This window comes from Actinoplanes sichuanensis (genome assembly GCF_033097365.1).
Lineage (GTDB): Bacteria > Actinomycetota > Actinomycetes > Mycobacteriales > Micromonosporaceae > Actinoplanes > Actinoplanes sichuanensis.
On sequence record NZ_AP028461.1, the window covers coordinates 5580982 to 5605458 of the forward strand.

Annotated in this window: 29 protein-coding genes and 2 pseudogenes; 14 read left to right on the top strand and 17 right to left on the bottom strand. The window is 70.2% G+C overall.

Annotated elements, in window-relative coordinates:
- Positions 1-38: 38 nt before the first annotated feature.
- From Q0Z83_RS25665 to Q0Z83_RS25685, 5 genes are all read left to right on the top strand, one after another.
- Positions 39-518, top strand: coding sequence for a GNAT family N-acetyltransferase (locus Q0Z83_RS25665; protein WP_317796549.1), 480 nt, complete (start codon positions 39-41; stop codon positions 516-518).
- Between the two features lie 137 nt (positions 519-655).
- Entirely contained in the window at positions 656-1822 is a 1167-nt protein-coding gene (locus Q0Z83_RS25670) for an RtcB family protein (RefSeq protein ID WP_317796550.1), read from the top strand.
- Positions 1823-1918: 96 nt separating this feature from the next.
- Positions 1919-2509, top strand: coding sequence for a hypothetical protein (locus tag Q0Z83_RS25675; protein WP_317796551.1), 591 nt, complete (start codon positions 1919-1921; stop codon positions 2507-2509).
- A gap of 18 nt (positions 2510-2527) precedes the next feature.
- Entirely contained in the window at positions 2528-3253 is a 726-nt protein-coding gene (locus tag Q0Z83_RS25680) for a phosphotransferase (protein WP_317796552.1), read from the top strand.
- A 27-nt stretch (positions 3254-3280) separates the two neighbouring features.
- On the top strand, positions 3281-3451 hold the full coding sequence (locus Q0Z83_RS25685; RefSeq protein ID WP_317796553.1) for a hypothetical protein: 171 nt from the start codon (positions 3281-3283) through the stop codon (positions 3449-3451).
- On the opposite strand, the gene Q0Z83_RS25690 is transcribed toward Q0Z83_RS25685, so the two are convergent.
- The 4 genes and pseudogenes from Q0Z83_RS25690 to Q0Z83_RS25705 all read right to left on the bottom strand — a co-directional run bounded on the left by Q0Z83_RS25690 (position 3432) and on the right by Q0Z83_RS25705 (position 7344).
- The gene (locus Q0Z83_RS25690; protein WP_378079246.1) at positions 3432-4442 is read right to left on the bottom strand and encodes an alpha/beta fold hydrolase; all 1011 of its coding nucleotides are present in this window, start codon (positions 4440-4442) and stop codon (positions 3432-3434) included. The genes Q0Z83_RS25685 and Q0Z83_RS25690 overlap by 20 nt on opposite strands.
- Positions 4346-5050, bottom strand: a pseudogene (locus Q0Z83_RS25695) (alpha/beta hydrolase); the annotation flags it as partial. The pseudogene Q0Z83_RS25695 and the gene Q0Z83_RS25690, both read right to left, overlap by 97 nt.
- A 69-nt stretch (positions 5051-5119) precedes the next feature.
- Complete coding sequence (locus tag Q0Z83_RS25700) at positions 5120-6391, bottom strand: XRE family transcriptional regulator (protein ID WP_317796556.1); 1272 nt, start codon at positions 6389-6391, stop codon at positions 5120-5122.
- Entirely contained in the window at positions 6388-7344 is a 957-nt protein-coding gene (locus tag Q0Z83_RS25705) for an NAD-dependent epimerase/dehydratase family protein (protein ID WP_317796557.1), read from the bottom strand. Before Q0Z83_RS25705 ends, Q0Z83_RS25700 begins: the two co-directional genes overlap by 4 nt.
- Before the next feature lie 17 nt (positions 7345-7361).
- Between Q0Z83_RS25705 and Q0Z83_RS25710 the strand changes: the two genes are divergently transcribed.
- The 3 genes from Q0Z83_RS25710 (at position 7362) to Q0Z83_RS25720 (ending at position 9519) form a co-directional block, all read left to right on the top strand.
- On the top strand, positions 7362-7970 hold the full coding sequence (locus Q0Z83_RS25710; protein ID WP_317796558.1) for a cysteine hydrolase family protein: 609 nt from the start codon (positions 7362-7364) through the stop codon (positions 7968-7970).
- Complete coding sequence (locus Q0Z83_RS25715; RefSeq protein ID WP_317796559.1) at positions 7967-8863, top strand: hypothetical protein; 897 nt, start codon at positions 7967-7969, stop codon at positions 8861-8863. The genes Q0Z83_RS25710 and Q0Z83_RS25715 overlap by 4 nt, the downstream gene beginning before the upstream one ends.
- A gap of 191 nt (positions 8864-9054) precedes the next feature.
- Complete coding sequence (locus tag Q0Z83_RS25720; RefSeq protein WP_317796560.1) at positions 9055-9519, top strand: hypothetical protein; 465 nt, start codon at positions 9055-9057, stop codon at positions 9517-9519.
- Positions 9520-9724: 205 nt separating this feature from the next.
- Here the strand turns inward: Q0Z83_RS25720 and Q0Z83_RS25725 are convergent, their stop codons facing one another.
- Together Q0Z83_RS25725 and Q0Z83_RS25730 are read right to left on the bottom strand one after the other, a co-directional pair.
- On the bottom strand, positions 9725-10885 hold the full coding sequence (locus Q0Z83_RS25725; RefSeq protein ID WP_317796561.1) for an MFS transporter: 1161 nt from the start codon (positions 10883-10885) through the stop codon (positions 9725-9727).
- Positions 10886-10955: 70 nt separating this feature from the next.
- Positions 10956-11591, bottom strand: coding sequence for a class I SAM-dependent methyltransferase (locus tag Q0Z83_RS25730; protein WP_317796562.1), 636 nt, complete (start codon positions 11589-11591; stop codon positions 10956-10958).
- Between the two features lie 93 nt (positions 11592-11684).
- Here Q0Z83_RS25730 and Q0Z83_RS25735 point away from each other — a divergent pair, with 93 nt between their 5' ends.
- The gene (locus Q0Z83_RS25735) at positions 11685-12569 is read left to right on the top strand and encodes an AraC family transcriptional regulator (RefSeq protein WP_317796563.1); all 885 of its coding nucleotides are present in this window, start codon (positions 11685-11687) and stop codon (positions 12567-12569) included.
- 18 nt (positions 12570-12587) lie between these two features.
- Positions 12588-13304 carry a lipoyl(octanoyl) transferase LipB gene (lipB, locus tag Q0Z83_RS25740; protein ID WP_317796564.1) on the top strand — a complete coding sequence of 239 codons (717 nt, stop codon included), beginning with the start codon at positions 12588-12590 and terminating at the stop codon, positions 13302-13304.
- Here lipB and Q0Z83_RS25745 read toward each other — a convergent pair.
- On the bottom strand, positions 13284-14060 hold the full coding sequence (locus tag Q0Z83_RS25745) for an ArsR/SmtB family transcription factor (RefSeq protein WP_317796565.1): 777 nt from the start codon (positions 14058-14060) through the stop codon (positions 13284-13286). The two genes, lipB and Q0Z83_RS25745, sit on opposite strands and share 21 nt — an antisense overlap.
- Before the next feature lie 34 nt (positions 14061-14094).
- Complete coding sequence (locus Q0Z83_RS25750; RefSeq protein WP_317796566.1) at positions 14095-14559, bottom strand: MarR family transcriptional regulator; 465 nt, start codon at positions 14557-14559, stop codon at positions 14095-14097.
- Positions 14560-14633: 74 nt separating this feature from the next.
- On the opposite strand from Q0Z83_RS25750, the gene Q0Z83_RS25755 reads away from it, so the two are divergent.
- A complete protein-coding gene (locus Q0Z83_RS25755) occupies positions 14634-15008 on the top strand; it encodes a PH domain-containing protein (protein WP_317796567.1) in 375 nt (124 codons plus the stop codon).
- 109 nt (positions 15009-15117) lie between these two features.
- Positions 15118-15786: an HAD family hydrolase gene (locus Q0Z83_RS25760; RefSeq protein WP_317796568.1), complete on the top strand. Its 669-nt coding sequence runs from the start codon at positions 15118-15120 to the stop codon at positions 15784-15786.
- Between the two features lie 10 nt (positions 15787-15796).
- Here Q0Z83_RS25760 and Q0Z83_RS25765 read toward each other — a convergent pair whose 3' ends face one another.
- The 6 genes and pseudogenes from Q0Z83_RS25765 to Q0Z83_RS25790 all read right to left on the bottom strand — a co-directional run bounded on the left by Q0Z83_RS25765 (position 15797) and on the right by Q0Z83_RS25790 (position 21336).
- Positions 15797-16204 carry a hypothetical protein gene (locus Q0Z83_RS25765; RefSeq protein ID WP_378079255.1) on the bottom strand — a complete coding sequence of 136 codons (408 nt, stop codon included), beginning with the start codon at positions 16202-16204 and terminating at the stop codon, positions 15797-15799.
- Between the two features lie 36 nt (positions 16205-16240).
- A pseudogene (locus Q0Z83_RS25770) lies at positions 16241-17051 on the bottom strand (alpha/beta hydrolase); the annotation flags it as partial.
- A 59-nt stretch (positions 17052-17110) separates the two neighbouring features.
- The gene (locus Q0Z83_RS25775; protein WP_317796571.1) at positions 17111-18382 is read right to left on the bottom strand and encodes a serine/threonine protein kinase; all 1272 of its coding nucleotides are present in this window, start codon (positions 18380-18382) and stop codon (positions 17111-17113) included.
- Positions 18295-18738: a protein kinase family protein gene (locus tag Q0Z83_RS25780; protein ID WP_317796572.1), complete on the bottom strand. Its 444-nt coding sequence runs from the start codon at positions 18736-18738 to the stop codon at positions 18295-18297. Before Q0Z83_RS25780 ends, Q0Z83_RS25775 begins: the two co-directional genes overlap by 88 nt.
- 222 nt (positions 18739-18960) lie before the next feature.
- Positions 18961-20640 carry a S8 family serine peptidase gene (locus tag Q0Z83_RS25785; RefSeq protein WP_317796573.1) on the bottom strand — a complete coding sequence of 560 codons (1680 nt, stop codon included), beginning with the start codon at positions 20638-20640 and terminating at the stop codon, positions 18961-18963.
- Between the two features lie 60 nt (positions 20641-20700).
- Positions 20701-21336 (bottom strand): DUF998 domain-containing protein, encoded by a 636-nt coding sequence (locus Q0Z83_RS25790; protein ID WP_317796574.1) that lies wholly within the window; start codon positions 21334-21336, stop codon positions 20701-20703.
- A 24-nt stretch (positions 21337-21360) separates the two neighbouring features.
- On the opposite strand from Q0Z83_RS25790, the gene Q0Z83_RS25795 reads away from it, so the two are divergent.
- Positions 21361-21960, top strand: a complete 600-nt coding sequence (locus tag Q0Z83_RS25795) for a hypothetical protein (RefSeq protein ID WP_317796575.1) — start codon at positions 21361-21363, stop codon at positions 21958-21960.
- Here Q0Z83_RS25795 and Q0Z83_RS25800 read toward each other — a convergent pair.
- Positions 21948-22817: a hypothetical protein gene (locus Q0Z83_RS25800; RefSeq protein WP_317796576.1), complete on the bottom strand. Its 870-nt coding sequence runs from the start codon at positions 22815-22817 to the stop codon at positions 21948-21950. The two genes, Q0Z83_RS25795 and Q0Z83_RS25800, sit on opposite strands and share 13 nt — an antisense overlap.
- 65 nt (positions 22818-22882) lie before the next feature.
- On the opposite strand from Q0Z83_RS25800, the gene Q0Z83_RS25805 reads away from it, so the two are divergent.
- Positions 22883-23293, top strand: a complete 411-nt coding sequence (locus Q0Z83_RS25805; protein ID WP_317796577.1) for a VOC family protein — start codon at positions 22883-22885, stop codon at positions 23291-23293.
- Here the strand turns inward: Q0Z83_RS25805 and Q0Z83_RS25810 are convergent.
- Together Q0Z83_RS25810 and Q0Z83_RS25815 are read right to left on the bottom strand one after the other, a co-directional pair.
- On the bottom strand, positions 23252-23470 hold the full coding sequence (locus Q0Z83_RS25810) for a hypothetical protein (protein ID WP_317796579.1): 219 nt from the start codon (positions 23468-23470) through the stop codon (positions 23252-23254). The two genes, Q0Z83_RS25805 and Q0Z83_RS25810, sit on opposite strands and share 42 nt — an antisense overlap.
- A gap of 15 nt (positions 23471-23485) precedes the next feature.
- Entirely contained in the window at positions 23486-24430 is a 945-nt protein-coding gene (locus tag Q0Z83_RS25815) for an NAD(P)/FAD-dependent oxidoreductase (protein ID WP_317796580.1), read from the bottom strand.
- Between the last annotated feature and the right edge of the window lie 47 nt (positions 24431-24477).

The window sequence follows — 24477 nt, forward strand, 5'->3', positions numbered from 1 at the left end:
CTGGCGGCCGGCCCGGGGAGGTCGCCTAGGATGGCCGCGTGTTCGAGCTTCAGCGGGTCCGGGATGATCATGCGGCGGCGCTGCTGGAGTTCGAGCTGGCCAATCGGGAGTTCTTCGCCCGCAGCATCGACGACCGGGGCGACGAATACTTCGCTCGTTTCGATGAACGGCACGCCGCCCTGCTCGCCGAGCAGGAGACCGGGACCTGCCACTTCCACGTGCTGGTCGACGAACACGGCGCCGTGGTGGGCCGGTTCAACCTGTTCGACGTCGCGGACGGCAGCGCCGAGCTCGGCTACCGGGTCGCGGCGCGGGTGACCGGTCGCGGGGTGGCCAAGCTCGGGGTGCGTCAGGTGATCGACCGGGCCCGCGACGACTACGGCCTGACCCGGCTGACCGCGGGCGCCGGCCGGGCCAATCTCGCGTCGCTGGCGGTACTGCGAGCCACCGGTTTCGAGGCGGTCGGCGACTCGGACCGAGGCGGCATCCGGCACGTCCGTGACCTGACGACGCCCTGACCGCCGCGATCCGAAAACACCCGCACAGTCGCGGTCCGAAAACACCCCGACTCTCACGATCCGATGACGCCCCGACGGTCGCGGTCCGAAGCGACCACCACAGTTCGCGGGCGCCCCGACCGTACGGTGGACAAATGATGCGCAAGATCAATGACCGGCTGATCAGCTGGGCCAGCATCCTCGAAGAGGAGACGCTGCGGCAGGCCGAGAAGGCGTCCCTATTGCCGTTCATCCACCCGCACATCGCGCTCATGCCCGACGCGCACCTCGGCAAGGGCGCCACGGTCGGGTCGGTGATCCCGACCCTGGGGGCGATCATCCCGGCCGCCGTCGGCGTCGACATCGGCTGCGGGATGGCCGCCGTCCGCACCCAGTACCACCGGGACGATCTGCGCGGCGACCTGAGCCGGTTACGAACGTCGATCGAGCGCGCGGTGCCGTTGTCGGCGGGCGCGTACAACTCGAAGCTGACCGACTCGGCGAAGCAACGGGTGGAGCGGCTGACCGCGGAGGCCGAGGCGGCCGGGTTCGACCCGGCCCAGTACGCCCGGAACTGGACCCTGCAACTCGGCTCCCTGGGCAGCGGAAACCACTTCATCGAGGTCTGCCACGACGAGAAGGGCGCGGTCTGGCTGTTCCTGCACTCGGGTTCGCGGGGCGTCGGCAACAAGATCGCGAGCCATCACATCCGGGTGGCGCAGACCCTGATCACCGAACGCGGCGTCACCCTGCCCGACCGCGACCTCGCCTACCTGGAGGAGGGCACCGAGCAGTTCGACGCCTACCTGCGGGAGCTGCGATGGGCACAGAACTTCGCACTGCTCAACCGGGACGAGATGATGGACCGGGTGATCGCCTGCTTCGGTGAGTTCGTCGGCGGGCCGGTCGAGCAGCGCGAACGGGTCCAGTGCCACCACAACTACACCGAGCAGGAGACCCACTACGGCGAGACGGTGTGGTTGTCCCGCAAGGGCGCCATCAACGCGGCGAGGGGTGTGCCCGGCCTGATCCCCGGTTCGATGGGCGACGCGTCGTACGTGGTGGTCGGCAAGGGCGACGCCACCGCCCTGAATTCGTCGCCGCACGGGGCGGGCCGGGCGTACTCCCGTACCCGGGCCCGGAAGACCTTCACCCGCGACCAGTTGCGCACCGCCATGAAGGGCATCGAGTTCCGCGACACCGACGCGTTCCTGGACGAGATTCCGCAGGCGTACAAGCCGATCGACGTCGTCATGCGCGACGCGGACGATCTGGTGGAGATCCGGCACACGCTGCGCCAGATCGTCAACGTCAAGGGCGACTGACGAGGTGAGATCTGCCCCGAACTCCTTCGCCCCGAGCCCGACCGGCCGAATGGACTGGTGGAACGGCTGATCGGCGGAGACGGAGGGGAACAACGGATGGAGGAGCGGTACCGGGGCGTACACACCCGCCGCGCGCTGCACCGACGCCGGAGGTCCCGCCGTACCCGTGCGGCCGTGGTGGTGCTCGCGCTGGCCGGCGCCGTCGCCGCCGGGGTCACCCAGACCGGGGTGCTCCGACAGCCGGCCCAGCCGGTGACCGCACCCGCCGGATATTCGGCGCCGGCCGGACCGGTGGTCAGCGAGCCGGTCGCCGAGGCCCTCTACGACGCCGACGGCTACCGGAAGGCTCTCGAGGGCCAGATCGGTCATCATCTGTCGGACACCGGTTTCGCCGAGATCGAAGAGGTCGCCGAGCAGGTCTGCGGCTGGGACCGGGAGGAGTTCGCGGGCTGGGTGGCGGTCAACACGGACGACGGAACCCTGGCCGACGTGCACCTGGACGTGGAATACCGCTGCCCGCAGCGGGAGACCGAGATCGCCGAGGCGCTGCGGGTGATCACCGAGGCGCGGAAGTCCTGCAGGATGCCGAAGACCGACGACCCGGAGATCCGCGAGATGATCGCCGGGAAACCCGCCCAGGCGGCGTTGACCTGCGTCTATCTGACAAAGCCGATAACCGACGGCTGAGGCGGTACGGTCGTCCGCGTGGAAGAGGCCACCGAAGAGGCACTGTCGGGCGGGTTCGTGGCGGCCGCGGTCCGGGTCGGTGACACCGTGCGGAAACGGCCACCGCGCGATCCGGAGTTCGTGCACGGGTTGCTGCTGTTCTTCGAGCGGTCCGGCTGGCGTGGCGCGCCGCGGTTCCTCGGCAGTGACGACAGCGGGCGCGACGTGCTGGAGTTCCTGGACGGAACGGTGCCGTGGCAGCGTGCACCCGATTCCGGGCTGGCGGCGGTGGGCCGGCTGATCCGGGAGTTCCACGACCTGACCGCCGGCACTCCGTCGGCCGGTGACCAGGAGGTGGTCTGCCATCACGATCTGTCCCCGAAGAACACCGTCTACCGGGGCACCGAACCCGTCGCGTTCATCGACTGGGACGACGCGGCGCCCGGCCGTCGGGTGCAGGACGTGGCGCACGCCTGCTGGCAGTTCGCGAGGCTGGGCCCGGACGCGACCGACGCCGGACCGAAGATACGGGCGATCGCCGACGGCTACGAGCTGAACGCCGCCGACCGGGCCGTGCTGGTCGACACCATCCTGTGGTGGCAGGACGCCACCTGGCGCGGGATCCTGGCCGGTGCGGACGCCGGTGATCCGGCCATGGTCCGGCTGCGCGACGACGGGATCGTCGACCAGATCCGGGCCGCGTACGAGTGGACATCACGGCACCGCGCGGAGCTGGAGCCGGGGTCACCGAAAGTCCTCTCCTGAGCGGCCGGACGGGCCGACCATGGACGTATGGGAGAGACACACGTACCGGAAGCGCCCAAGAAGATCCACGGCGACAAGCTGGCCGAGGCGTTCCGGGAGCCGAAGCCCGACATCAGCCGGCTGCCCAGGCATCCGGCGAGCACGGCGGCCCCCACCGAGGCGGAGGCCGCCGGCACGGTCAGGCGTCGTACTCCCTGAGGAAGGCCAGCAGATCGTCGCCGAGCTGCTGCTTGTGCGTGTCGGTGATGCCGTGCGGAGCGCCCGGGTAGACGATCAGCCGGGCGTCCTTGACCAGCTCGGCCGACGCCTTGCCACCCACCTCGAACGGCACCACCTGGTCGTCGTCGCCGTGGATGACGAGCGTCGGCACGTCGAACTTCGCCAGGTCGTCGCGGAAGTCGGTGGCTGAGAACGCGGCGATGCTCTCGTAGGCGTTGCGGTGCCCGGCGGCCATCGACTGCAGCCAGAACGCCTGCCGGATGCCCTCGGACACGTCCGCGCCGGGCCGGTTGTTGCCGAAGAACGGGCCGTCGGCGAGGTTCCGGTACAGCTGGGAACGGTCGGCGGCGGACCCGGCCCGGATGCCGTCGAACACCTCGATCGGCACCCCGCCGGGGTTGTCGTCCTGACGGACCATCAACGGTGGCACCGCCGAGACCAGGACCGCCTGCGCGACCCGGGCGCTCCCGTGCCGCCCGATGTAGCGGGTGATCTCGCCACCACCGGTGGAGAAACCGACCAGGGTCACCTCGGTCAGGTCCAGGTGGTCGATCACCGCGGCGAGATCGTCGGCGTACGTGTCCATCTCGTTGCCGTGCCACGTCTGGCTGGACCGGCCGTGTCCGCGACGGTCGTGGGCGATCACCCGGTAGCCGTTGTCGGCCAGGAACAGCTGCTGCGCCTCCCAGCTGTCCGAGTTCAGCGGCCAGCCGTGGCTGAGCACGACCGGACGGCCGGCACCCCAGTCCTTGTAGAAGATGTGCGTACCGTCGGCGGTGGTCACGAAACTCATCGGGCGGCCCTCTCGATCAGGTCGGCGACTGCTTTGGGCTGAGAGACGAGAGCGACATGCGAAGAGCGGACCTCGACGGTACGGGCACCCGCGCGCTGAGCCATGAAACGCTGCACGGCCGCCGGGATCAGCCGGTCGTCCCGGGCGACCAGGAAGTACGACGGAATCGTCTTCCACGCCGGCTCCCCGGACGGGGTCTGCAGGGTGCTGGTGTCGCCGGGCCGCTGAGTGGCCCACAGCAGATCGGCGTCGGCGGGTGACAGGTCACCGGCGAACACCCGGTGGAAGAACTCCCGCTTGACGTAGCCGTCGAGTCCGCCGGGATGCGGGCGGAAGTCCAGGGCGTCCAGGGTCAGCTCGGTGCCCGGGAAGTGGTTCTGCAGGTGGGCCAGGTCCTCACCGGATTCCGGCGCGAACGCGGCCACGTAGACCAGCGCCTTGACGTTCGGGTTGCCGGTCGCCGCGTTGGTGATGACGAAACCGCCGTACGAGTGCCCGACCAGCACGATCGGTCCACTGATGGTGGCCAGCACACTGGCCAGGTAGGCGCTGTCGGAGACCACGCCGCGCAGCGGGTTCGCCGGAGCGAGGACCGGGTAGCCGGCGCGGATCAGTCGCTTGACGACACCGGACCAGCCGGCGGAGTCGGCGAACGCGCCGTGCACGAGCACGATGGTGGGTTTGACCTGGTGGCCGCCCGCGGCGGCCGGGGCGCCGGTGGCGGCGACGGCCACGGCAGCCGCCGCGGTGCCGGCCAGAACGGTACGACGGGAAACGGAACTCATACCGTTGAGCCAACCGTCCCGCGGCCACCCGGACCATGCGGAACGACCGGCAGAAACCGGTCCGCCGCCTCAAGCCGCCTGGTCCAGCAGCCACCTGTTCATCCGCTGCCGGGTGGCGACACGGGCACCCTCGGGTTCCTCGACGCGCAGTCGTTCCGCGGCGAACAGGCGGATCAGGTCGTGGAAGCGGTACCTGTCGGCGCCCTCGGCCTGCAGCAGGCCCAGCTCGACCAGTTCGTCGAGACGGTCCTCGGCGTCGTGCGGATCGGAACCGGTCAGGACCGCGACGATCGGAGCGGCGAAGTCGGGGCCGGGCACGTGAGCGAGCCGCCGGAACAGGGCCCGCCCCTCACCGGAGAGCTGGGCGTGCGACAGCGCGAACGCGGCCGCCACACCGGTGTCGCCGGTGCTCAGGACGGCCAGGCGGCGGTCCGTGTCGGCGAGCCGGTCCAGCAGGTTGCCGACGGTCCAGGCGGTACGGGTGGCCAGTCGCGTGCCGGCGATCCGCAGCGCCAGCGGCAGATGGCCGCAGAGCCGGGCCACCTCGCCGACCTGCCCGGCCACGGACGGGTCACCGGCCTGCCCGGCGATCGAGCGGAGCAGGCCCGCCGACTCGTCCGGGGCCAGCGGGTCCAGGCCGATCCGCAGCACCCCCTCCAGACCACCGAGCATGCGGCGGCTGGTGATCAGGACGGTGCTGCCGCCGGGGCCGGGTAACAGCGGGCGCAGCTGCGCCTCGTCGGCGGCGTTGTCGAGGATCAGCAGGCAGCGTCGTCCGCCGAGCTCGGCGCGGATCTGGCTGCACCGCTCGTCGGGGTCGTCGGCGATCCGGCGCGGGCTGATCTCCAGGGCGCGTAGCAGCTGGCGGGCCGCCTCGCCCGGTTCGAGGGGTTCCGGGTCGACGCCGCGAAGATCGAGATACAGCGACCCGTCGGGATGTCCGGGCATCCCCGCCTTCGCCGCGTGCACCACCAACGCGGTCTTCCCGACGCCCGGCTGACCGTGCACCACGACAATCCTATCGGCGCTTCTCGATATCTTCCCGATTTCTGCGACGCGGCCGATGAAGTCGTCGACCGGCCGCGGCGGCTCACACAGGCGCGGCCGGACCGTCTTCATCCGCTGCGCGCGCGCCGACCCGGCGAGCAGATCGTGCTCCTTTTCGGTCACTCCCAGAGCAGAGGCGAGAGCAGCGAGGGTACGGGGCTGAGGCGCGCGACTGTGCCCGCGTTCCATGTCGCTGATCGCCCGAACACTGACCCCGGACGCCTCGGCCAGTTGCTCCATGGTCAACCCGGCCCCGCGACGCAACGAACGCAACCGCCCCCCGAACCCCGTCACGTATCCAATCTAGATCCCGTCCGGACCCGTGCGTCCTCGGCCGGATAGTCGAACCAGCCCTCGGGGTCCTCCGGACGGTTGCGCAGCAGCCAGTCGATCTCCTCGGTGACGGTGGCCGCGAAGTCACCGACCGGCCGGTAGCCGAGGTCGGCGGCCGCGGTCATGTCCAGCACGATCGGCGGGATCCGGTGCCACGGGTGCCATCCGGTCTGGTCGTCGATCTCCGTCCAGGTGTGTCCGGCCCGGGCGGCGATCACCCGGGAGATGGTGCGGCCGTCCGGGGCATCCGGGTCGGCGGCGTTCAGGATCCGGCGGCCCGGCTTGTCCGCCACGCACGCGACCAGCGCGGCGATGTTCGCGGCGGCCGACGTGTGGTCGACACCCCGGCCACCGTCGGCGAGCAGCACGAACGGGCGGCGGTCGAGGGCGCGCTTCAGGAACCACCAGGTACGTGCCGGGTTCGAACCGGCGCCGTGCACCTTCGACGGGCGCAGCACGGTCACCGGGGCGCCACTGTCCAGCAGCAACCGTTCGGCGGCGACCTTGTTCGGCCCGTAGCCCTCGGCCGAGTCGTAGTCCATGTCGCCGGGCGGCAGAGTCGCCTGCTCCTCCGTGATCGGACCGTCGAAACGCGGCGGCTCCGGCGAGTTCACATGGTTGCCGGCGTCGTCCACGTAGACGGCCTTACTGGAGATCATCACCGCCGAACCGGCGTCGCGCATCAACGGCAGGACCTGCGCGGCGTGCGCGGCGGTGTAGCAGGCACAGTCGACGACAAGGTCGTACTGGCCGGTGGGCAGGGTGTCGTGATCGGCCAGGAGCAGGGTGGCGCCGGGCGGGACCGGACGCGGACCACGGCCGGTGGCGGTGACCCGCCAGCCCGCTTCGATCAGGTGGCGGCTGACCGCCCCGCCGATCATCCCGGTGCCGCCGATGACTAGAGCATGTCGCATTGGATAGATTCAAACAGGTGAGCGATCACCTGGCACCGCATTGGGACTCCGCGGCCCTCGTCGTCATCGACATGCAGGCCGACTTCACCGGCATCGAGGGCACGGTCGAGGTGATCCCGCAGGTCGGTGCGCTGGCGTCGGCGTTCCGTGCGGCGGGACGGCCGATCGTGCACATCGTGCGGCTCTATGCGCCGGGCAGTGACGACATCGACCTTCCCCGGCGAGCCCTCGACAATCCTCCGGTGGCACCCGGCAGTCCCGGGTCGGAGATCATCGCCGGGTTGCCCGGGCCGGTCCCGCTCGATCCCGCGCTGCTGCTGTCCGGGCGGCCGCAGACTGTCGGCGACGACGAGATCGTGCTGTTCAAACCACGGTGGGGTGCGTTCTACCGGACCGATCTGGAGGCCTGGCTGCGCGAGCGCGGCGTGGACACGGTCGTGGTGGCGGGCTGCAACCTTCCGAACTGTCCGCGTGCCACCCTCTTCGAAGCCAGTGAGCGCGATTTCCGTACCGTCATCGTGTCTGACGCAGTCTCGCAGACCAGCGGTGAGCGACTCGCCGACCTGGCCTCCATCGGTGTTCAGGTTCTTTCGGTCGGGGCCGTCGCCGATAGTCTGCCCGGGTGACCACACGCGCCGAGGCCGTCGAACTCTGCCTGGAGGCGCTGGCCACCGGCCGCGTCCACGGCGTCTCCCCCAATCACGATCCCGCGCACGCCCCGTTCTTCCAGACCGTTCTCGGCGACCACGGCATGGTCCGCGACTTCGGCCTGTACGAGGCCCACTACACCCGCTGGACGGTGGACCAGCCGTGGCAGTGCCAGTTCATCGTGGTCCAGGCCCACCGGATGCGGAAGCCACCGAAATGGCGACGCCTGCTCCGCGAGCTCGGCGACTTCGACCTGGTGCCGGGCGATCTCGCGGTGCCCGGTTCGGAGTACATCCGGGTGGTCGCCTCGGACAGCGAGGCGTGCATCGACGCGGACACCGGGCGCCTTCAGAAGATCAGCATTCCGGCCGCGCCGCCGCTCACCCGTCCCGCCGCGGCTCCCGCCCACCTGCGCCGCCGGGTCCGTGCGGCGGCGGCCGGACCGTCGAGCGAGTGGCCGGGGATTCCGCCGGCCGCCTGGCCACACGTCATCGCCACCGTCCACAACCTGCATCGTGACGAGCCCGCGCGGAGTCCGGTCTGGACCGCCTACGGTCTCCGGGTGCTGGAACGGGCCGCCGAGGTGTGGCCGGCCGACGAATGGGCGTGGCGGTGGTCCCGGTTCGTCCTGGAACGGCCGGGCACGGTTCCGGTCGGCGAGGTCACCCGGGTGTGCCTGGCCGCCCTGCCGATGACCGCCGACGAGGCGGCGGCGCTACCTCGCGACTGGCGCACCCGGTCACCGGACGTGGTCCGCCGCTCCCGGATGACGCTGGCCCTCCTCCGTTGCGCCGCCGACGACGTTCCGCCACCACCGCCACCGGCCCCGGAGATGGCCACGTGGCGGCCCCTGTTACGCCACATCGGCTGACCGCGATCCGGGCTGATCGCCCGACGGCGCTCGGCGGCTGCCTCCGGGCCCGATTCTGCGACCGTGGCGCGCCGCCGAGGTCGCTGGGGCGTTGATGTCGGCTCCCGACATTCCGGTGGGACGTGATCGGCCGCCGGAACGGTGTAGTGGGTGGGTGATCGATGGCTACCGCCGACCGGGAAGGTTCGGGGATGGCGAAGAATGTCGCCATGAGCAATCCGGCGAGGCGGGCTGTGACGATCGCACTGATCGAGCTGGCGACAAGTCGCGACGTCAGCGATCGGGCGGATGCCGGTCGGAGTCTGGCCGGGTTCGTGGCGGACCCGGACGCCCGCGCGGCCCTGGTGGATCTCCTTCTCGATGCCGCGGACACGTTCGTGACGCGAGTGACGGCGGAGGCGCTACTCCGTCGTCAGGACACCGCCGGGCTGGCGGTGGTGGCGACGGCTCTGGCCGGGGCCGACTCCAACCACGCCGATTGGATTCAGACCGCGGTGCTCGACGTGTTCGGGGTGTTCGGGGACGAGCGGGATGCCGTGCTGCTGCTGTGTGAAGCTTTGCCCCTGGATCCGGATGACCGCGTTCGCGCCGGAGCGCCTCAGCTCATCGCGATGCTCACCGATATCGATCCGATGCTCCTTCCCTCCCGCGAATAGTCCGATCCCCCTCCCCAACCGCGGACAATCCGATCCCCCTCCCCAACCGCGGACAATCCGATCTGCCTCCCCAACCGCGAATAGGGCTCGGGCGAGTTTCGTGGGGGCGGTTCGGGCCCGGGCGAAACCCGGGCCCGAACCGAAAGCGGCCATGTCGTCAGGGGTGTTCGGGCAGCGGGTGGGTGGTGGGGCGAGGGTTGGTCGGCTAGCGGGTCGTGGCCAGCAGGAAGGTTGCGGCGGTGGCGAACAACGCGGCGACGGCGAAGATCAGGGGCGGGTGGCCGTACCCGATGAGGGAACTGAAAAGGACGCCTGCGACGACCGGGACGCAGGCCTCGGCGATCGCGCTGACGCTGGTCAGCGCGCCCTGGACGGTGCCCTGTTCGGCGGCGCCGATGGTGCGGGAGATCCAGGATTGGGCGGCGGCGCCGGCGAACGAACCGGCCACTCCGACCGCCTGCCAGGTGTAGAGCATCCATGGTGTCGCCGCGAACGCGATTCCGGCCAGGGAGACGACGCCGATCAGGCTGCCGACGACCGCGGCCCGCCGATCACCGAGCACTCGGACGATCGGGCCGGTCGCCCACGACTGGAAGGCGGCGCCGGCCAGTGCGCTGACGGCCATGACTACGCCGACGTGGGTGGTGTTCCAGGCGAACTGGACGGTCAGGAAGAACGTCCACACCGACTGGTGGATCATGCGGGCGATGTCGGCGCACAGGCGGGCGTAGGTGAGGCGGCCCAGCACCGGACGGCGCAGGACGACCCGGACGGCCCCGATCGGGTCGGCGGTCCGCAGCGTGATCGGTGTGCTGCGGTCACCGGGGCGTGACTCCGGCAGGACCAGCCAGCCGTACGCCACGTTGACGAAGCAGAGCAACCCGGCGACGAGGAACGGCAGGCGCACGTCGACCGCACCGAGCAGCCCGCCCGACACCGGTCCCGCGACGAAACCAAGACCGAAGGCGGCACCGATCAGACCGTACGCCCGGGCCCTCCCGTCCGGCTCGGTGACGTCCGCGACATACGCATTGACCACGGTGTTCGTGCCAGCGCAGGCCCCGGCGACGGCGTGGAACGCCAAAAGTGTCCAGGGCCCGGACGCCGACGCGTGGGCGAGCCAGTCGACACCCAGACAGGTCAGCGACACGAGCAGGACAGGCCGCCGGCCATACCGGTCGGAGATCCGGCCGAGCAGCGGCGACGCCCCGAACTGCAACGCGCCGTAGGTCGAACCGAGCACTCCGGACCAGAGGACCGCGGTGGCCGGATCGGCGGTGACCTCGGTCATCAGTGCGGGCAGGATCGGCACGATCAGACCGAGCCCGAGCATGTCGAGGAAGACGGTGACGAGCAGGAATTTCAACGTCGGCTCCGTGAGTCGAGGTGGGCGAAAGCCCCCCTCGCAGGCACGGAGGATCAGATTATCGGTGCCGTCAAACGATTTTCTCCTGACGTTCGTAATACGAGGTCACCGCCGGTTGACCGGTGTAGTTGGGCCCGGCCCGGTCGTCGGCGCCGAGGTAGCGGTAGGGCAGATCGAGCTCCCGTGGCCCGGTGCAGGTGATCTGTTTGCGCCGCCCGTCATACCTGATCCCGGCCGCCCGCAGCCGGGCGGTCAGTGGTCGCCCGCCCGGCCGGACGGACGCGAGATCCAGGTCGGCGACGAACATCCCACCGGGCGTCAGCCACTTCAGGATCCGGGCGAGGACCCCCAGTTTGTCCCCCACGTAATGCAGCCCGTGCACGCACGTGATCAGGTCGAACTCGCGGCCCGGCACCCATGTCTCGAGCGGCGCCGCCACCAGGGTCACCCCGGGTGGGGCGGGCCGGAACGCGTCGACCAGATCCACCCCGGTCAGCGTCACGCCGTCGGTCTGCTCAGCGGCCTGGATCAGGGCGCGCCCGCTGCCGCAGCACAGATCCAGCCATGCCGTTCCGGCCCGGGTCAGCGGATCGAACCCGAGCACCTTCGCATAGCTGTTGACCCCGCGCAGCTGCCGTTCCCGGTTCATCGCGTTGTTGGCGACCACCGACGAGGCGTGCAGGGTCTGATCATCGAGAAGATCCACCTCGACACCCTTCCAGGAATGATCGGATCGGGCCAGAACGATCGGGCGCCGGCCTGGCCCCGCGGACGAGAGTGGAAGCCGAAGGGAGACCTCATGATCTCGGCACTCAACCGGCTCATCGACATGGTCGAGGCGCATCTCAGCGTCGACGGCCGCGGCGCGGAGCTGGACCTCGGCGTGGTGGCGAAGACACTCGGCACCACCGAATACCACCTGCGGCGGATGTTCTCGTCGCTGGCCGGGATGCCGCTGTCGGAATACGTCAGGCGGCGCCGGATGACGGTGGCCGCCGGTGACGTCGTCCGCGGTGAGGACGATCTGCTCAGCATCGCGGTCCGCTACGGATACGGCTCGACCGAGGCGTTCGGACGAGCCTTCCGGGCGGTGCACGGCGCCGGGCCCGGTGAGGTGCGCCGGGACGGAGGTCCCCTTCGGACCCAACCACAACTCAGGTTCCGCCTGACCGTCGAAGGGAGCACCCCCATGGACACCCGAATCGCCGAACAGCCCGCTTTCCGGCTCGCCGGCCACGCCGCGAGGGTTCCGCTGATCTACGAAGGCGTCAACCCGCACATCCAGCAGCACATCGCCTCGCTGCCACCGGAGGCGCATCAGCGGCTGAAGGCGCTCGGCAACACCGAACCGGCCGGACTGCTCCAGGTCACCGACGGCGTCGAGCCGGACGCCCCGGAGGGCAGCGAGCTGACCTATCTCCACGGGGTCGCCGTCACCGGGCAGACACCGCTGCCGGACGATCTCGACGCCATCGAGGTGGCCGCCGGGAAGTGGGCGGTGTTCCGCGCCAGCGGCCCCTTCCCGGACGTGCTGCAGGCGACGTGGGCGGCGACGGCGACCGAATGGTTCCCGTCCAACCCGTGGCGGCTGCGGCCGGGACCGTCGATCGTCACGATCCTGGAACGGGCCGACGATTTCAGCACCGCCACCACCGAGCTGTGGCTTCCTGTCGAACCGGCCTGACGGTGTTTGATGGAGTCCATGCGACTCCATCGGGTTGATCTGAACGAGGTGGATTACGGCACGGCCGTCACGTGGATGGCGGGGTGGGCCGAGGAACGCCGGGCGGGCACCGCACCGGATCGCCTCTTCCTGCTCAGCCATCCACCGGTCATCACCTACGGCCGCCGGACCCCACCCGGTGACCTGCCGGAGGACCTGTCGGCGATCCCGGTCGTCGAGGTGGACCGGGGCGGCAACGCCACCTATCACGGGCCGGGACAGCTTGTCGGATATCTGGTGATGGACCTGCGTGAGTGGGGACCTGTCGACGTGATCCGCTGGCTGGAGAACGGCCTGATCGACGCGCTGGCCGGGCTGGGCTTCACCACCGAGCGCCGGGACACGCCCCCGGGCTCGCCCAGCCTGGTCGGTGTGTGGACACCCGACGGACGGAAACTCGTCTCGATCGGCATGCGCATCCGAGGTGGGGTGACGACTCACGGATTCGCCCTCAACATCGACCCTGACCTCTCTGTCTTCGACCGATTCGTGGCGTGCAGCCTGGACGACGTGGCGATGACCTCGCTGCGCAGGCTCGCCGACGAACAGGGCCTGCGGATGCCGACCGAGGCCGAGATCCGTGACGCGATCACGGCCGAGCTGACGGCGGGCGCCGCAGCCCGCGAACAGCGCTCACCCGCCCACGAACAACGCTCACCCGTCGGCGAGCAACGCTCACCCGCCCGCGCGCAGTGAGGCGTGCATCTCCCATGGAGCCTGTGGCAGGACGTGGCCGGTCTCCAGCAGTGACTTGAGGTTGGCCATCACGGCCGGCCAGCCGTGTGAGACGGCCTCCACGTCGGCGTCGGTCGCCAGCCGCACATGGGTGACGGTCAGCCGGACGATCTCCTGATGCGGCTCGATCAGGAAGGTGACCGTCGACGCATCGGGCCCGGCGCCGGAGCCCGGCTCGCCGAACGTCATGACGAGCCGGGTCGGCGGGTCGACCTCGAGGACCACGCCACCACCGTCGGCGATGCCGGACCCGTCGGTCCGCCGATGCTCCCATGGCGAGCCCGGCCGCCAGTCGGAGACGTTGCTGTGCCCCCAGAACTCGCCGGTCAGGTCGGCTGAAGTCAGCGCCTCCCAGACCCGCTCGGGGGTGGCGTGGATATACGTCACATACACGAAATCAGGTTTCACCCTGTGCTCCTCCGCGTGCCGCCGGACGTCGTAGAGGATCCGCAGCCGCGACTCCTCGAACGGGGCCATCCAGCGCATCTGCAAGTCGTAGATCGGGACCGGATTGAGGTAGTGCAGCTTCTCCCGCCCGCGCCGGACGGTGCTGATCAGATTCGCCTCCTCCAGCACGGTCAGGTGCTGGGTGACGGACTGCCGGGTCATGTCCAGGCTCTCGCAGAGCCGGCCCAGCGTCTGCCCGGTCTCCTCGCGGAGCCGGTCGAGCAGTCGGCGGCGGGTCGGATCGGCGAGCGCCCGGAAAACCAAGTCCATGACGTGCATTATGCAGTCCGCAGACTGCATAATGTCAAACATGCCTCCCGCCGACGTTCGCGATCATCCGATGCAGCACCTTGAGGGCCGTCACGTAGTCCGCGTCCGGGATGCCCTCGTGGATCCGGGCTCGGATGGCCGGGCCGGCCTTCTTCATCTCCAGGCGGGCCGTCTCACCGGCTCCGGTGATCGACAGCCGATCGCCGTCGCGGGTGAGCCAGCCGCGCTCCACCAGCGCCTCGGCCTCGACGACCAGGTCGTCCTCGGCCCGCAGATAGCTGCTCATCGCCGCTTCGAGTTGGGCGATGGTGCGCCCTGCCCCGTCCGGCGAGAGGTCGTTCGGAGACAGGTTGCGCAGCAGCCAGAATTGCGGCTGCCGGAAGCCCGCCTCCTCCTGCCGGGCCCGGGTGAAGGCGATCAGCGCTTCGTAGGCGACCCCGGTCCAGTAGGCGGCGGGCTGCCCGGCCAGTTCGTCGTCGGATAGCTGGTGAACGGTCATGCGGCGAACGGTAGGACGTCAACCGGGCTTGAGATCAAGCCCGACGGCTGGCGGGCGCGGGCTACCGTGGTCCCGTGATCGATTTCTCCAGCCCGTCGGTATTCAAGCTCACCCAGGTCGACCCCGGGGCGGTGTATTCACAGGTGGCGCCGCTGCTCATCCAGGGCGAGCAGCTGATCTACGCGTTCAAGACGACCCGCGACTTCGTGGCGTTCACGAACAAGCGGTTGATCGCCGTGAACGTGCAGGGGATGACCGGCAAGAAGGTCGACTTCACCTCCCTGCCGTACAACAAGATCCAGGCCTTCTCGATCGAGACGGCCGGCAATTTCGACCGGGACGCCGAGCTGGAGCTGTATTTCAGCGGCCTCGGCAAGGTGCGGCTGGAGTTCAAGTCCAGTTCGGACATCCGCGCCCTGGGCCAGATGATCGCCGCTTTCATCCTCTGACGGCACCCGAGAGGCCGGTACCCGAGAGGCCGGCACCCCCGGGGCCCCGGCACCCGGGACGCCGGCAACGGAGACATCGACGGACGGGCCGCGGCGGTACCCTCGCGGGATGATCAAGGCAGTCGTGATCGACGTCGACGACACCCTGTGCATGACCGAGGCGGCGTCGTTCGAACTGGAGAACGAGGTGCTGGCCGCGATGGGCCGGCCGGCGATGCCGCGGAGCCTGCACCTGGCGACGTGGGGCGAGCCGCTGCTGGAGGCGATGCCGCACCGTTCGCCGGGTATCGATCTGGCCGTGTTCGCACCGCTGTTCCAGACGATGATGGACCGCTACCTGGAGCAGGGTCGGCTCGACGTGATCCCGCCGGAAAACCTGGCCGCCCTCGACGAGCTGGTCCTCTCCGGCCGCAGCGTGATGCTGCTGACCTCCCGCGAGGGCCACGAGGTCCGGCACATGCTGGAGCCGGACCATGTGCTGGCGACGCGGATCAGCGGCATCTGGCATCGCGGCAACACCAGGCATGGAAAGCCCGACCCACGGGCCTTCGACGAGTTGCTGGCGCACACCGGGTTGTCGCCGGCGCAATGTGTCTACGTCGGCGACTCGCCAGGTGACGCGGTCGCGGCCGGTGGGGCGGGTCTCGCGTTCATCGCGTGCATGCAGAGCGGGGTGCGGCGTCCCGACGACTTCGAGAGCCGTTACGTGACGGCGTCGGTCGCCGCGTTCCCCGAGGTGGTGGCGGTGGTGGAGGCGCTCGGCACAGGTCGGCGGTGACCTGGCCGGTTCAGCCGAATTCGACGCTGATCCGATGCCCGCTGGACGGCCAGGCCGGTACCGGCAACCGGGTCAGGCCGCCGCCGCGTTCCTGCGCCACGATCGACACCGTTCCCCGGGCCGAGGCCGGGATGAACAGGTCGACCCCGGAGATGAACGTCTGCGCGATGAACTCGGGCAGCGGCGCGGTCAGGTCGCTCACCCCGTCGCTGCCGTCGTCGAACGCGAACACGCCGATCACCCGGCGGTTGTGCGGGGCGGTCGCCGGGTTCAGGATGTCCTGCCCGTTGATCCACAGATGGTCGCCCTCGCCACCCCACCACTCCTTCTGCCGCTGGAACGTCAGCGCCGTGTGCCGGTCACTGGTGTCGACCAGTCCGCCGAGGCCTTCGCCGGGACGGCTGGTCAGCAGTCGCACGAACGAATCCGAGCGCCGGAACGGCTGGAAGTAGAAGTGGTGGGTGGACTGCCCGGCGCGGAGCAGCGCGAACTCGTACCTCTCATGGGGTGAGAGCGCCACCGGCCCGAAGCGGCCGTCGGCACCGACGGCGGCCGGTCCGACCGTCGACCCGGAAGATCTCCAGCGACGCCTCGGTCACGCCGGCGTTGCTGGGGAACAGCACGGCCCGGCCGGAGACGTGCGCGACCCCTTCCCAGCGGACGTCGGTGGTGTGCGGCCGGTGCCCGCGCAGGAATCGGAAGACCTCCCGGAACGACTCGGTCGACGACACGGTCTGCGTGTGGGACTGATCGGAAAGGTACACGTTTGATGCGCCGACCACGGTTCGTGACGGGTCGCCCTCGCCCCAGATCGCGAGCGTCGGCACACCGCCGGGCAGCGCAGTGGCGGGTCGCCCGTCCAGGTTGACGTAGTGGGCGACCCGGGCCGCGCGCTCCGGCGAGCTGTTGAGGTAGCCCTGGGTGACGAAGGTGCCGAGCGAGTGCGCGGCCAGGTCGACCTGATCAGATCCGGTCAGCGCCAGGAGGCGAGTGATCCGCTCGTCGAGGCTCGCCCAGACCTGTTGGACGATCGTGGCGATGTTCGGCGAGTCGTACTCGTGGGCCTCGATGATCTTCGCTGGATAGCCGTTGCTCGCGAAGCGTTTCGCCTGGACCCGGAACTGCATAGCCGACCCTGCGCTGCCGTGGATGAAGATCAGCGGGCGTGGTGGCCGACCTCCGCCCGCCAGTGCCGGTGCGCCCGTTCCGGCGGCGAGTGCCACGCCGGCCGGGACCACCATCAGACTTCGGCGAGTAATCCCCATCGACCCTCCCGATAGACAGCCGTGATTTCTGCACGGTCTGTGCAAGTATTACGGGCGGGTCAGGGCTGGGCAATATCCGCGGCCGGAATCCCATCGACACACGTCACCGTCATGGTGATCACGTCGTTGCCGTGCTTGAACGCGACGCTGGTGGAAGTCGACGGGCCCGGGTCGACCGACTGCACGCGGTAGGACCGGGCCGGCGTCCAAGACAGCAACCGGGCGGTCGCCGGGTCGGTGCACGTGGCGACGACGGTCCCGCCGTCGGAGGAGAGCGTGCGCTCCACCGTGGGGGTGGGCGACGGCGAGGCGGTGGTCGCGGTCGGCGCCACGGTGCCCGGCGACGGAATCTGCTGCCGGGACGGCGCCTGCTCGACCACTGCCGGACGGGATCGCTGCTCAGGCTTCGTTCCCGGGGCCTGGCCGGCGGTCGCGGTCGTCGCGCCGGCAGTCGCTCCGGGCGGGACGGGCGGGACCGGCGCCGAGGAGCCCGCCGCGACGGTCCGGTCGTCGGCTTGGGAGGCCTCGTCGATCGGCCGGTCGGCGAGCAGCCAGACACCGACACCGACTGCCGCGATCACGGCGAATGCGGCGGCGATCCACCAGATCGCCGCGATTCGCCGACGCGACGGCGACAATTCGGACACCGAACCGGACGGCGCACCCGAAGAGACAACAGACGACGCCACCGGCGGCGCCCCCGAAGAAACAACAGACGACGCTACAGGCGGCGTCGCGGAAGAAACAGCGGACGACGCCACAGGCGGCGTTGCGGAAAGCAGGGGAAGCGCCGCGGAGGGCGATTCGGAATTCGGAGGCGCCGGAGCGGCATCAGCGACGACGCGGATCCCCGCCCCATGCGCGAGAACCGAAGCGGCTTCCTCAGCGCTGGGCCGTTGCCCCGGATTCTTGGCCAGGCACCGATCGGCGAGCCGCACCACATACTCCGGAACCCCGTGGACGGACGGCAGCGGCGCCGGCGGAATGTAAAGATGCGCCCGGACCATCTGCCGGGTGTCCTCACTGCTCCACGGCGAACGCCCGGAAAGCATCCGATAAAGCACGACGCCGAGCGCATACACATCGGAGGCGGGCACCACCGAATCCCCGACGAGCCGTTCCGGCGCGAGATAGGCGGGTGTGCCGAGCACCTCCTCCGGATCATCGGGAAGCCCGGACCCGTCGGGTGCGACGGCGGCCGCGATCCCGAAGTCGACGACCTTCGCCCCGGTCGGAGCGAGCATCACGTTGCCCGGCTTGATGTCCCGATGCACCAGCCCCTCAGCGTGCGCGGCGGCGAGCGCGGCCGCGATTTCGGCCCCGATCCGCATCGCGAACTGAGGTGCCAGCGCACCCGCCCGAAGCCGGGCCGAAAGGGTCCCGCCCGGAACGACTCCATCACCACATACGGGAAGACCTGCCCGGCCAGACCGGTCTCCCCGTAGTCGTGAACCTGCGCGATATTCGGATGTGACAATGCCGCGGCGGCTCGGGCCTCACGCCGAATCCGCTCTCGGGAACGCGCATCGCCGGTGTGCGCCGGAGCCAGCAGTTTCACCGCCACAGCCCGCCCGAGCACCTCGTCGCGCGCCTGCCACACGACGGCCATCCCCCCGACCCCGACCGGTGCGACCAGCCGATAACGCCCGCCGAGAAGCAGCCCTTCGTATGCACCGGGATCTTTCATCCCCGCCAGTCTGCCGCCAATGTCGACCATTCGCAGCCCCAGGAAACCCCGATTCCGAACAACCCTCATCCGGTACGGCCACCCAGCCCCGCCGAACCCGGGCCGTCCCGAACTACGACGCGACGCAGGCGTCTCCTCCTGCCCACCAGGGCGCCTCTCGGGCGGAGGCGGCCCCTCACCGAAGATCCGGCTGGTCGCCGGGGGCGGGTAGCCGTACCGGAATCAGGTCTTGATCTTGGATTTGAAGGTCTTGGTGTTTCCGGCGCGGTCGGTGACGGTGAGGGTCAGCGGGTTGGTTCCGTGGCGGGTGCCGGGCTTCCATTTCAGGGTCCACGGGGACTTCGCGGACGCCTGGGTGATCTTCTTGGAACCGGCCGTGATCACCGCTTTCACCTGGTGGAGACCGATGTTGTCCCGGATCGACGGGGTGATCGTCACGGTCCGCGAGGAGCGGGTGATCTTGACTTTCGAGATCGTCGGGGCGGTGTTGTCGAAGAGGAACGTCCGGTTCGCGGTTCGGGTGTTGCCGGCCCGGTCCGTCGCGCGCAGCGTCAGCGTGTGCGTTCCGTCGAGGCCGGCACTGTCAAAGGTGAACGTCCACGGCGCCGTCGTGTCGGTGGCGACGACGCGCCCGGCGCGGAGCAGTTCGACGCAGGCGATTCCTGACGTATCGGTGGCGGAGGCGGTGACGCCCATCTTCCCGCGACGCGGGGTGCTGCTCGCGGAGGGTGATGACCAGCCCACCGCGGGCGCGGTGACATCGGGTGGGAGCAGGGCGTGCACCGTGCCGGAAGCGTTGACCCGCCCCCTGTCCACCCACGAGCCGACCGGATCCGCGGTCGTCTCGATCGCCGTCCGTAACTGCGCCGCGGTCGCCGAGGGACGCGCCGCGAGACCGAGCGCGGCCACCCCGGCGACCATCGGCGCGGCCGACGAGGTGCCGGAGAACCAGTAGTAGGCGCCGTCCCGCCCCTGCGCCACGTTGACCCCCGGCGCGGCCACGTCGACCCAGTCGGAACCGTAGTTGGACCAGTCCTGCCGGGCGTCGGCAGCGGTGGATCCGGCGACCGCGACGACGCTCGGATAGGCCGCCGGATACGACCGGGTGGTCACTCCGTCGTTCCCGGCCGACGCGATCACGAGCACCCCGCGCTCGGCCGCGTAGTCGACCGCGTCGGACAGGATCTGCGACGCCCCGGGCCCGCCGAGCGACATGTTGATCACGTCGGCGCCCTGGTCGACGGCGTAGACGACGCCCTTCGCGATGAGGTCGTGCCCGCCCGAGCCGCTCGCGTCCATCACCTTGACCGGCAGGATCCGGCAGGTCCAGCAGAGACCGGCGAGGCCCGCGCCGTTGTCGCCGGCCGCCGCGATCACCGAGGCGGCCATCGTGCCGTGCCCGTTGTCGTCGGCCGGGTCGGCGTCGTCGTTGACGAAGTCGTATCCGGGCAGCACCCGGCCCGCGAGTTCGCTGACCGCGGTGACGCCCGTATCGAGGACCGCCACGGTGACATCGGCCGACCCGGTCGTGACATCCCAGGCCGCGGTGCCTTCGGTCACCAGGTTGCCCCACTGCTGCGATTGCAGCGGATCATCCGGGGTACGGGTGACCCGCGCCACCGGCACCGGTTCCACATAGCTCACCTCCGGACGACCGGCCAGTGCCGTGGCCACATCGCCGGTGACGTTCACCGTGACCGCGTCCAGTTGCGGGGACACATCGCTGTCCAGGACCCGGACCGTCGGGTCCGCGTCGAGGGCCGCGACCGTGCCGGCGGCGGACGCACCGGTCCGCAGGCCGATGGTCACGGTCGTGCTCGTCGCGGCTGCTTCGGCGGGGGTGACGCCGGTCAGGGAGGCCGCGGTCAGAGCCGCCGCGACCGTCAGGGTTCGATACCGCATGGTTCGAAAAATTACGGAGGCCTGAGTGCAACAGCCGTGCGGATCGGTTGCCGTCAGGTATCAGTCGGACATTACCGGCACGCTCCCCCGAACCTTCTCGGAGCGGACCGCCCACCAGGCCAGCAACAGCACCGTGACCACCTCGGCCAGGCCGAGCAGCCGCTCCACGGTGCCCAGCGGAATGGCCCGCCACCAGCGCTCCCCGGTCCACGGCTCGGCCAGCACCGCCCACAGGATCGGCGTGAGGCAGAGCAGCGACACCACCCCGCCGGCGGCCACCCAGCGAGCCGCCCCGGCTTTGCGCCCCGCGGCCAGTAACGCGCCGATCGGCAGGCTGAGGAACGCGACCACGCTCGCCGCCCGGTGCACGGTGCCGCTCGACGACGGGCCGGCCTGCCAGTTGTGTTTCTCGAACCAGACCACCCCGACCAGGCCGACCACCCACAGGGCGAGCACCGTCAGTGCGGCCCGGGTCAGCCGGCCGGTCCGTTGGAGAGCCACCAGGATCGCCGCCGAGCCGGCCGCCAGCAGCAGGGTCGCGGCGTCGAACACCCAGCCGTCCGGCATCAGCGCGTACTGGCTGATGGTGCGGCGGGTCCAGTCCAGTTCGGCCGAGGGCGGCAGCACGTGCAGCGACGCGTACAGGCCGAGCGAGACGAGGACACCGAGGACACCGAGGCCGGCGAGGGCTTTCATCCGCCAAGGGTGCAGGATCTTCCTGTGAGTGTTCTTGAGGTGGTGCGGGCCCTGCCCGGTGCCGAGGAGCTGCGGCGACGGTCGCAGGCGCTGGCCATGTGCGAGGCGATCATCAGTCCCGACTGGGAGAGTCGCTACTACTCGTACGACTCCAGGTGGAGCATCGAGCGCGGCGAGCACCTGGCGTCGATGCGAAACGGGTCGGGTGACGAGTACTCGATCGTGTTCTCCCCCGCCGGAGTCTGGATCCGTGGGCTCGACCACGAGGCGCACCAGGATCCGGGGCTGTTCGACGACGTGCCGGCGGTGTTCGCGGGCCAGGTCGGCGAACCGGCGTTCAGTGGTGGCGCCAACATCTGCCTGTGGCGGGAGACCGGCGACGAGCAATGGCACGGCCGCGGGCTCGACGACGTGTCGTGGGTGTTCGAGATGCTCGTCGACGGCACCCCGGAGGCGTACCGGGAGTTCGCCGAGGACTACTACGAGGAGGACGTCGACCTGGAGGCGGTCACCGCGGTCTTCGGGTTGCGGCCACTGACCGACGAGCTGGTGCGGCGGCTCAACCCGGACGTGACGGTGGAGTACCTCGACGACGACATCGCGGAGATCGACTATCCCCGGTGATGGCGTTTGACGAAGGTGTAACCCGGCTCCAGCGTGAAGCCGTCTATCTGCTCCTTCTCGATCGCCTTCTGATGCAGGCTCTGCTGTTTCTTCGACGCGTGGGCGCCGGCCGGCAGGCGCCGCACGAACCCGTTCACCCAGTGGTCACGGCGATCGCCGGCGTCGCCGTGACCGTCCCCGCCGCCCTCGCCGGGTAGCGGCGCCTCCTCCACGAGCGGGGCGTAGAACAGCAGGTCGATCGGGTCCTCGCCGTCGACCGCCGGATAGTTCAGCTCGCCCTCCGGCCCGGTGCTGCCGGTGACCCGGGTGACATAGCCCTCGCGCAGCAGCTGGTCGACGGCGTTGCGCAGCAGGAACGTGCCCTTCTTGCCGCGGCCCAGACCGCAGTGGGCGGGTAGCTCCGCCTCCGGGAACACCGCCGAGCCGTCGTCGAAGACCCGGCCCAGCCGGCGGACCGCTTTCAGCACCTGCCCCCGATTGGAAAGCCCCGGATCGAACTCTCGGGTGATCACCTTCGGGTCGTAGTCGTGGAAGTAGTCGACGCCGTCGACCCGCAGCGGCTCGTCCAGAGGCGTGGTCTTGACCACCACATACTCCTCCGACGGGCGCCAGGCCACGGTGACCAGCACACCCGGGCGCACGTCGGCCGGCCAGGCGATCCCGGTCAGGTGCAGCCCCGGGTCCGGTGCGATCGCCGACTCGAACGACTCGCGGACCGGGGTGACGCCCAGCTCCCGGTGCTCCAGCACGACGGTGACCGACTCACGGCCGGCGACCGTCGCGGCCAGATCATCCGGCAGAGGGCAGACCGTATCCTCCAGATCCGCCCGGACCAGCGCGAACCTACGACTTCTCACCAGGAGAGATTACCCGGCCGACGGAGGGTTGACCTGAACCCGACTTCAGGCTGGAGGCTGGGCGGATGCGTGTTCACGGAATCTCCTGGGTCGGGGTGAAGACCGATTCGTATCGGGCGATGCGAAACTTCCTCGCCGAGGTCGCCGGGTTGCGGCTCGACGGTGAGCGGGGTGAATTCGCCGTGTTCGGGCTGCCCGACGGTGGCAAGGTGGAGATCTTCGGGTCCGGCGCGGATGATCCGCCGGAGCAGTTCGCCCGGGAGAAGGTCGTCGCCGGACTACTCGTCGACGATGTCGCCGCGGCCGCCGCCGAACTCCGGGAGGCCGGAATCGAGCTGATCGGGCCGGTGGAGGACGGCGGCGACGGATATCGGTGGCAGCACTTCCGGGCGCCGGACGGCAAGGTCTTCGAGCTGGTGCAGAATCCGGTGGCGCTACGACGGTTCCATCAGCCGAGCCCGGAGGCGCTGCAGTAGGGGCAGCAGCCCGTACACCACGATCGGCACCGCGATGGTGGCGGTGATCAGGGTGCGGACCACCATCGGGGCGTCCCGCAGCAGGTCACCGAGGAGCAGTTGCAGGACGATCAGGGTCGGTGCGACGGCGAGCCAGATCATGACGGCCGTCTGGTGGCGGCTCGATTTATTCGGCATGGCGATTTCTCCTGGTCAGTGCGTGTTGGCGAGGATGGCGGCGACCCGGCGTTCCTGGGCGGCCGAGAACGGCAGGGCGGCGCGGACGTCCTCGTCGACGAGGTCGGCGTTCAGGTCGATGGCGGCTGCCGAACCAGCCCCGGCCGCGGTGATCACCTGGGCTCGGGGGTCGACGGCGTTCCCGGCCGCCCACACGCCGGCGACGCTGGTCCGGCCGGTACGGACGTCGATGACCTCGGCGCCCAGGGCGGCGAGCAGGCCGTCGGCGGGGACGAGCCGGGGCCGGACGAAGAGGGCGTGCGGGGCGACCACGCTCGCCCAGTCGAGCTCGATGCCGGCCAGCCGGTCACCGTCGATGACGATCCTGCTCACCGCCCCGTCGACGATGCGGATGTCACGGGCGGCGAGGCGCTGCCGTTCGTCGGCGGTCGATTCATAGCCGTTCGAGAAGAAGGTCACGTCGTCCGACCACTGCCTGATCAGCAGGGCGTGCCCCACGGTCTCGGGGCTGCCGCCGAGTACCCCGAGCGGACGGTCACGGACCTCGTAGCCGTGGCAGTACGGGCAGTGCAGCACGTCGCGGCCCCACCGCCCGGCCAGGCCGGGGATGTCCGGGATCTCGTCGCGCAGCCCGGTGGCGACGACGATCCGGCGGGCGAAGAGGAGACGACCCTCGGCGGTACGGACCCGGAAGCCCTCGGCGCCGGTCGGAAGGAGCTCGCGGACCGTACCGCTGATCAGCTCGCCGCCGTATCCGGTGACCTCGGCCCGGCCCGCGGCCAGTAACTCGGCCGGGGGCATGCCGTCCCGGGACAGGAACCCCTGCATGTGCGCGGCCGGAGCGTTCCGGGGCCGGCCCGCGTCGAGCACCGCGACCCGGCGCCGGGCCCGGGTCAGGACCAGGGCGGCGCTCAGTCCGGCGGCGCCGCCACCCACCACTACCACGTCGTATTCGTTCATGCGGCCAAGCGTCGGGTGGGCCGCCGGATCCGGCAATCATTGTTGCC

Excerpts from the sequence above, each read along its gene's own strand:
- Q0Z83_RS25670 (WP_317796550.1), top strand. The coding sequence starts at position 656 with ATGCGCAAGATCAATGACCGGCTGATCAGCTGGGCCAGCATCCTCGAA.
- Q0Z83_RS25675 (WP_317796551.1), top strand. The coding sequence starts at position 1,919 with ATGGAGGAGCGGTACCGGGGCGTACACACCCGCCGCGCGCTGCACCGA.
- Q0Z83_RS25685 (WP_317796553.1), top strand. The coding sequence starts at position 3,281 with ATGGGAGAGACACACGTACCGGAAGCGCCCAAGAAGATCCACGGCGAC.
- Q0Z83_RS25705 (WP_317796557.1), bottom strand. The coding sequence starts at position 7,344 with ATGCGACATGCTCTAGTCATCGGCGGCACCGGGATGATCGGCGGGGCG.
- Q0Z83_RS25720 (WP_317796560.1), top strand. The coding sequence starts at position 9,055 with ATGGCGAAGAATGTCGCCATGAGCAATCCGGCGAGGCGGGCTGTGACG.
- Q0Z83_RS25735 (WP_317796563.1), top strand. The coding sequence starts at position 11,685 with ATGATCTCGGCACTCAACCGGCTCATCGACATGGTCGAGGCGCATCTC.
- lipB (WP_317796564.1), top strand. The coding sequence starts at position 12,588 with ATGCGACTCCATCGGGTTGATCTGAACGAGGTGGATTACGGCACGGCC.
- Q0Z83_RS25745 (WP_317796565.1), bottom strand. The coding sequence starts at position 14,060 with ATGGACTTGGTTTTCCGGGCGCTCGCCGATCCGACCCGCCGCCGACTG.
- Q0Z83_RS25750 (WP_317796566.1), bottom strand. The coding sequence starts at position 14,559 with ATGACCGTTCACCAGCTATCCGACGACGAACTGGCCGGGCAGCCCGCC.
- Q0Z83_RS25760 (WP_317796568.1), top strand. The coding sequence starts at position 15,118 with ATGATCAAGGCAGTCGTGATCGACGTCGACGACACCCTGTGCATGACC.
- Q0Z83_RS25775 (WP_317796571.1), bottom strand. The coding sequence starts at position 18,382 with ATGCGGATCGGGGCCGAAATCGCGGCCGCGCTCGCCGCCGCGCACGCT.
- Q0Z83_RS25780 (WP_317796572.1), bottom strand. The coding sequence starts at position 18,738 with ATGAAAGATCCCGGTGCATACGAAGGGCTGCTTCTCGGCGGGCGTTAT.
- Q0Z83_RS25785 (WP_317796573.1), bottom strand. The coding sequence starts at position 20,640 with ATGCGGTATCGAACCCTGACGGTCGCGGCGGCTCTGACCGCGGCCTCC.
- Q0Z83_RS25790 (WP_317796574.1), bottom strand. The coding sequence starts at position 21,336 with ATGAAAGCCCTCGCCGGCCTCGGTGTCCTCGGTGTCCTCGTCTCGCTC.
- Q0Z83_RS25805 (WP_317796577.1), top strand. The coding sequence starts at position 22,883 with ATGCGTGTTCACGGAATCTCCTGGGTCGGGGTGAAGACCGATTCGTAT.
- Q0Z83_RS25810 (WP_317796579.1), bottom strand. The coding sequence starts at position 23,470 with ATGCCGAATAAATCGAGCCGCCACCAGACGGCCGTCATGATCTGGCTC.
- Q0Z83_RS25815 (WP_317796580.1), bottom strand. The coding sequence starts at position 24,430 with ATGAACGAATACGACGTGGTAGTGGTGGGTGGCGGCGCCGCCGGACTG.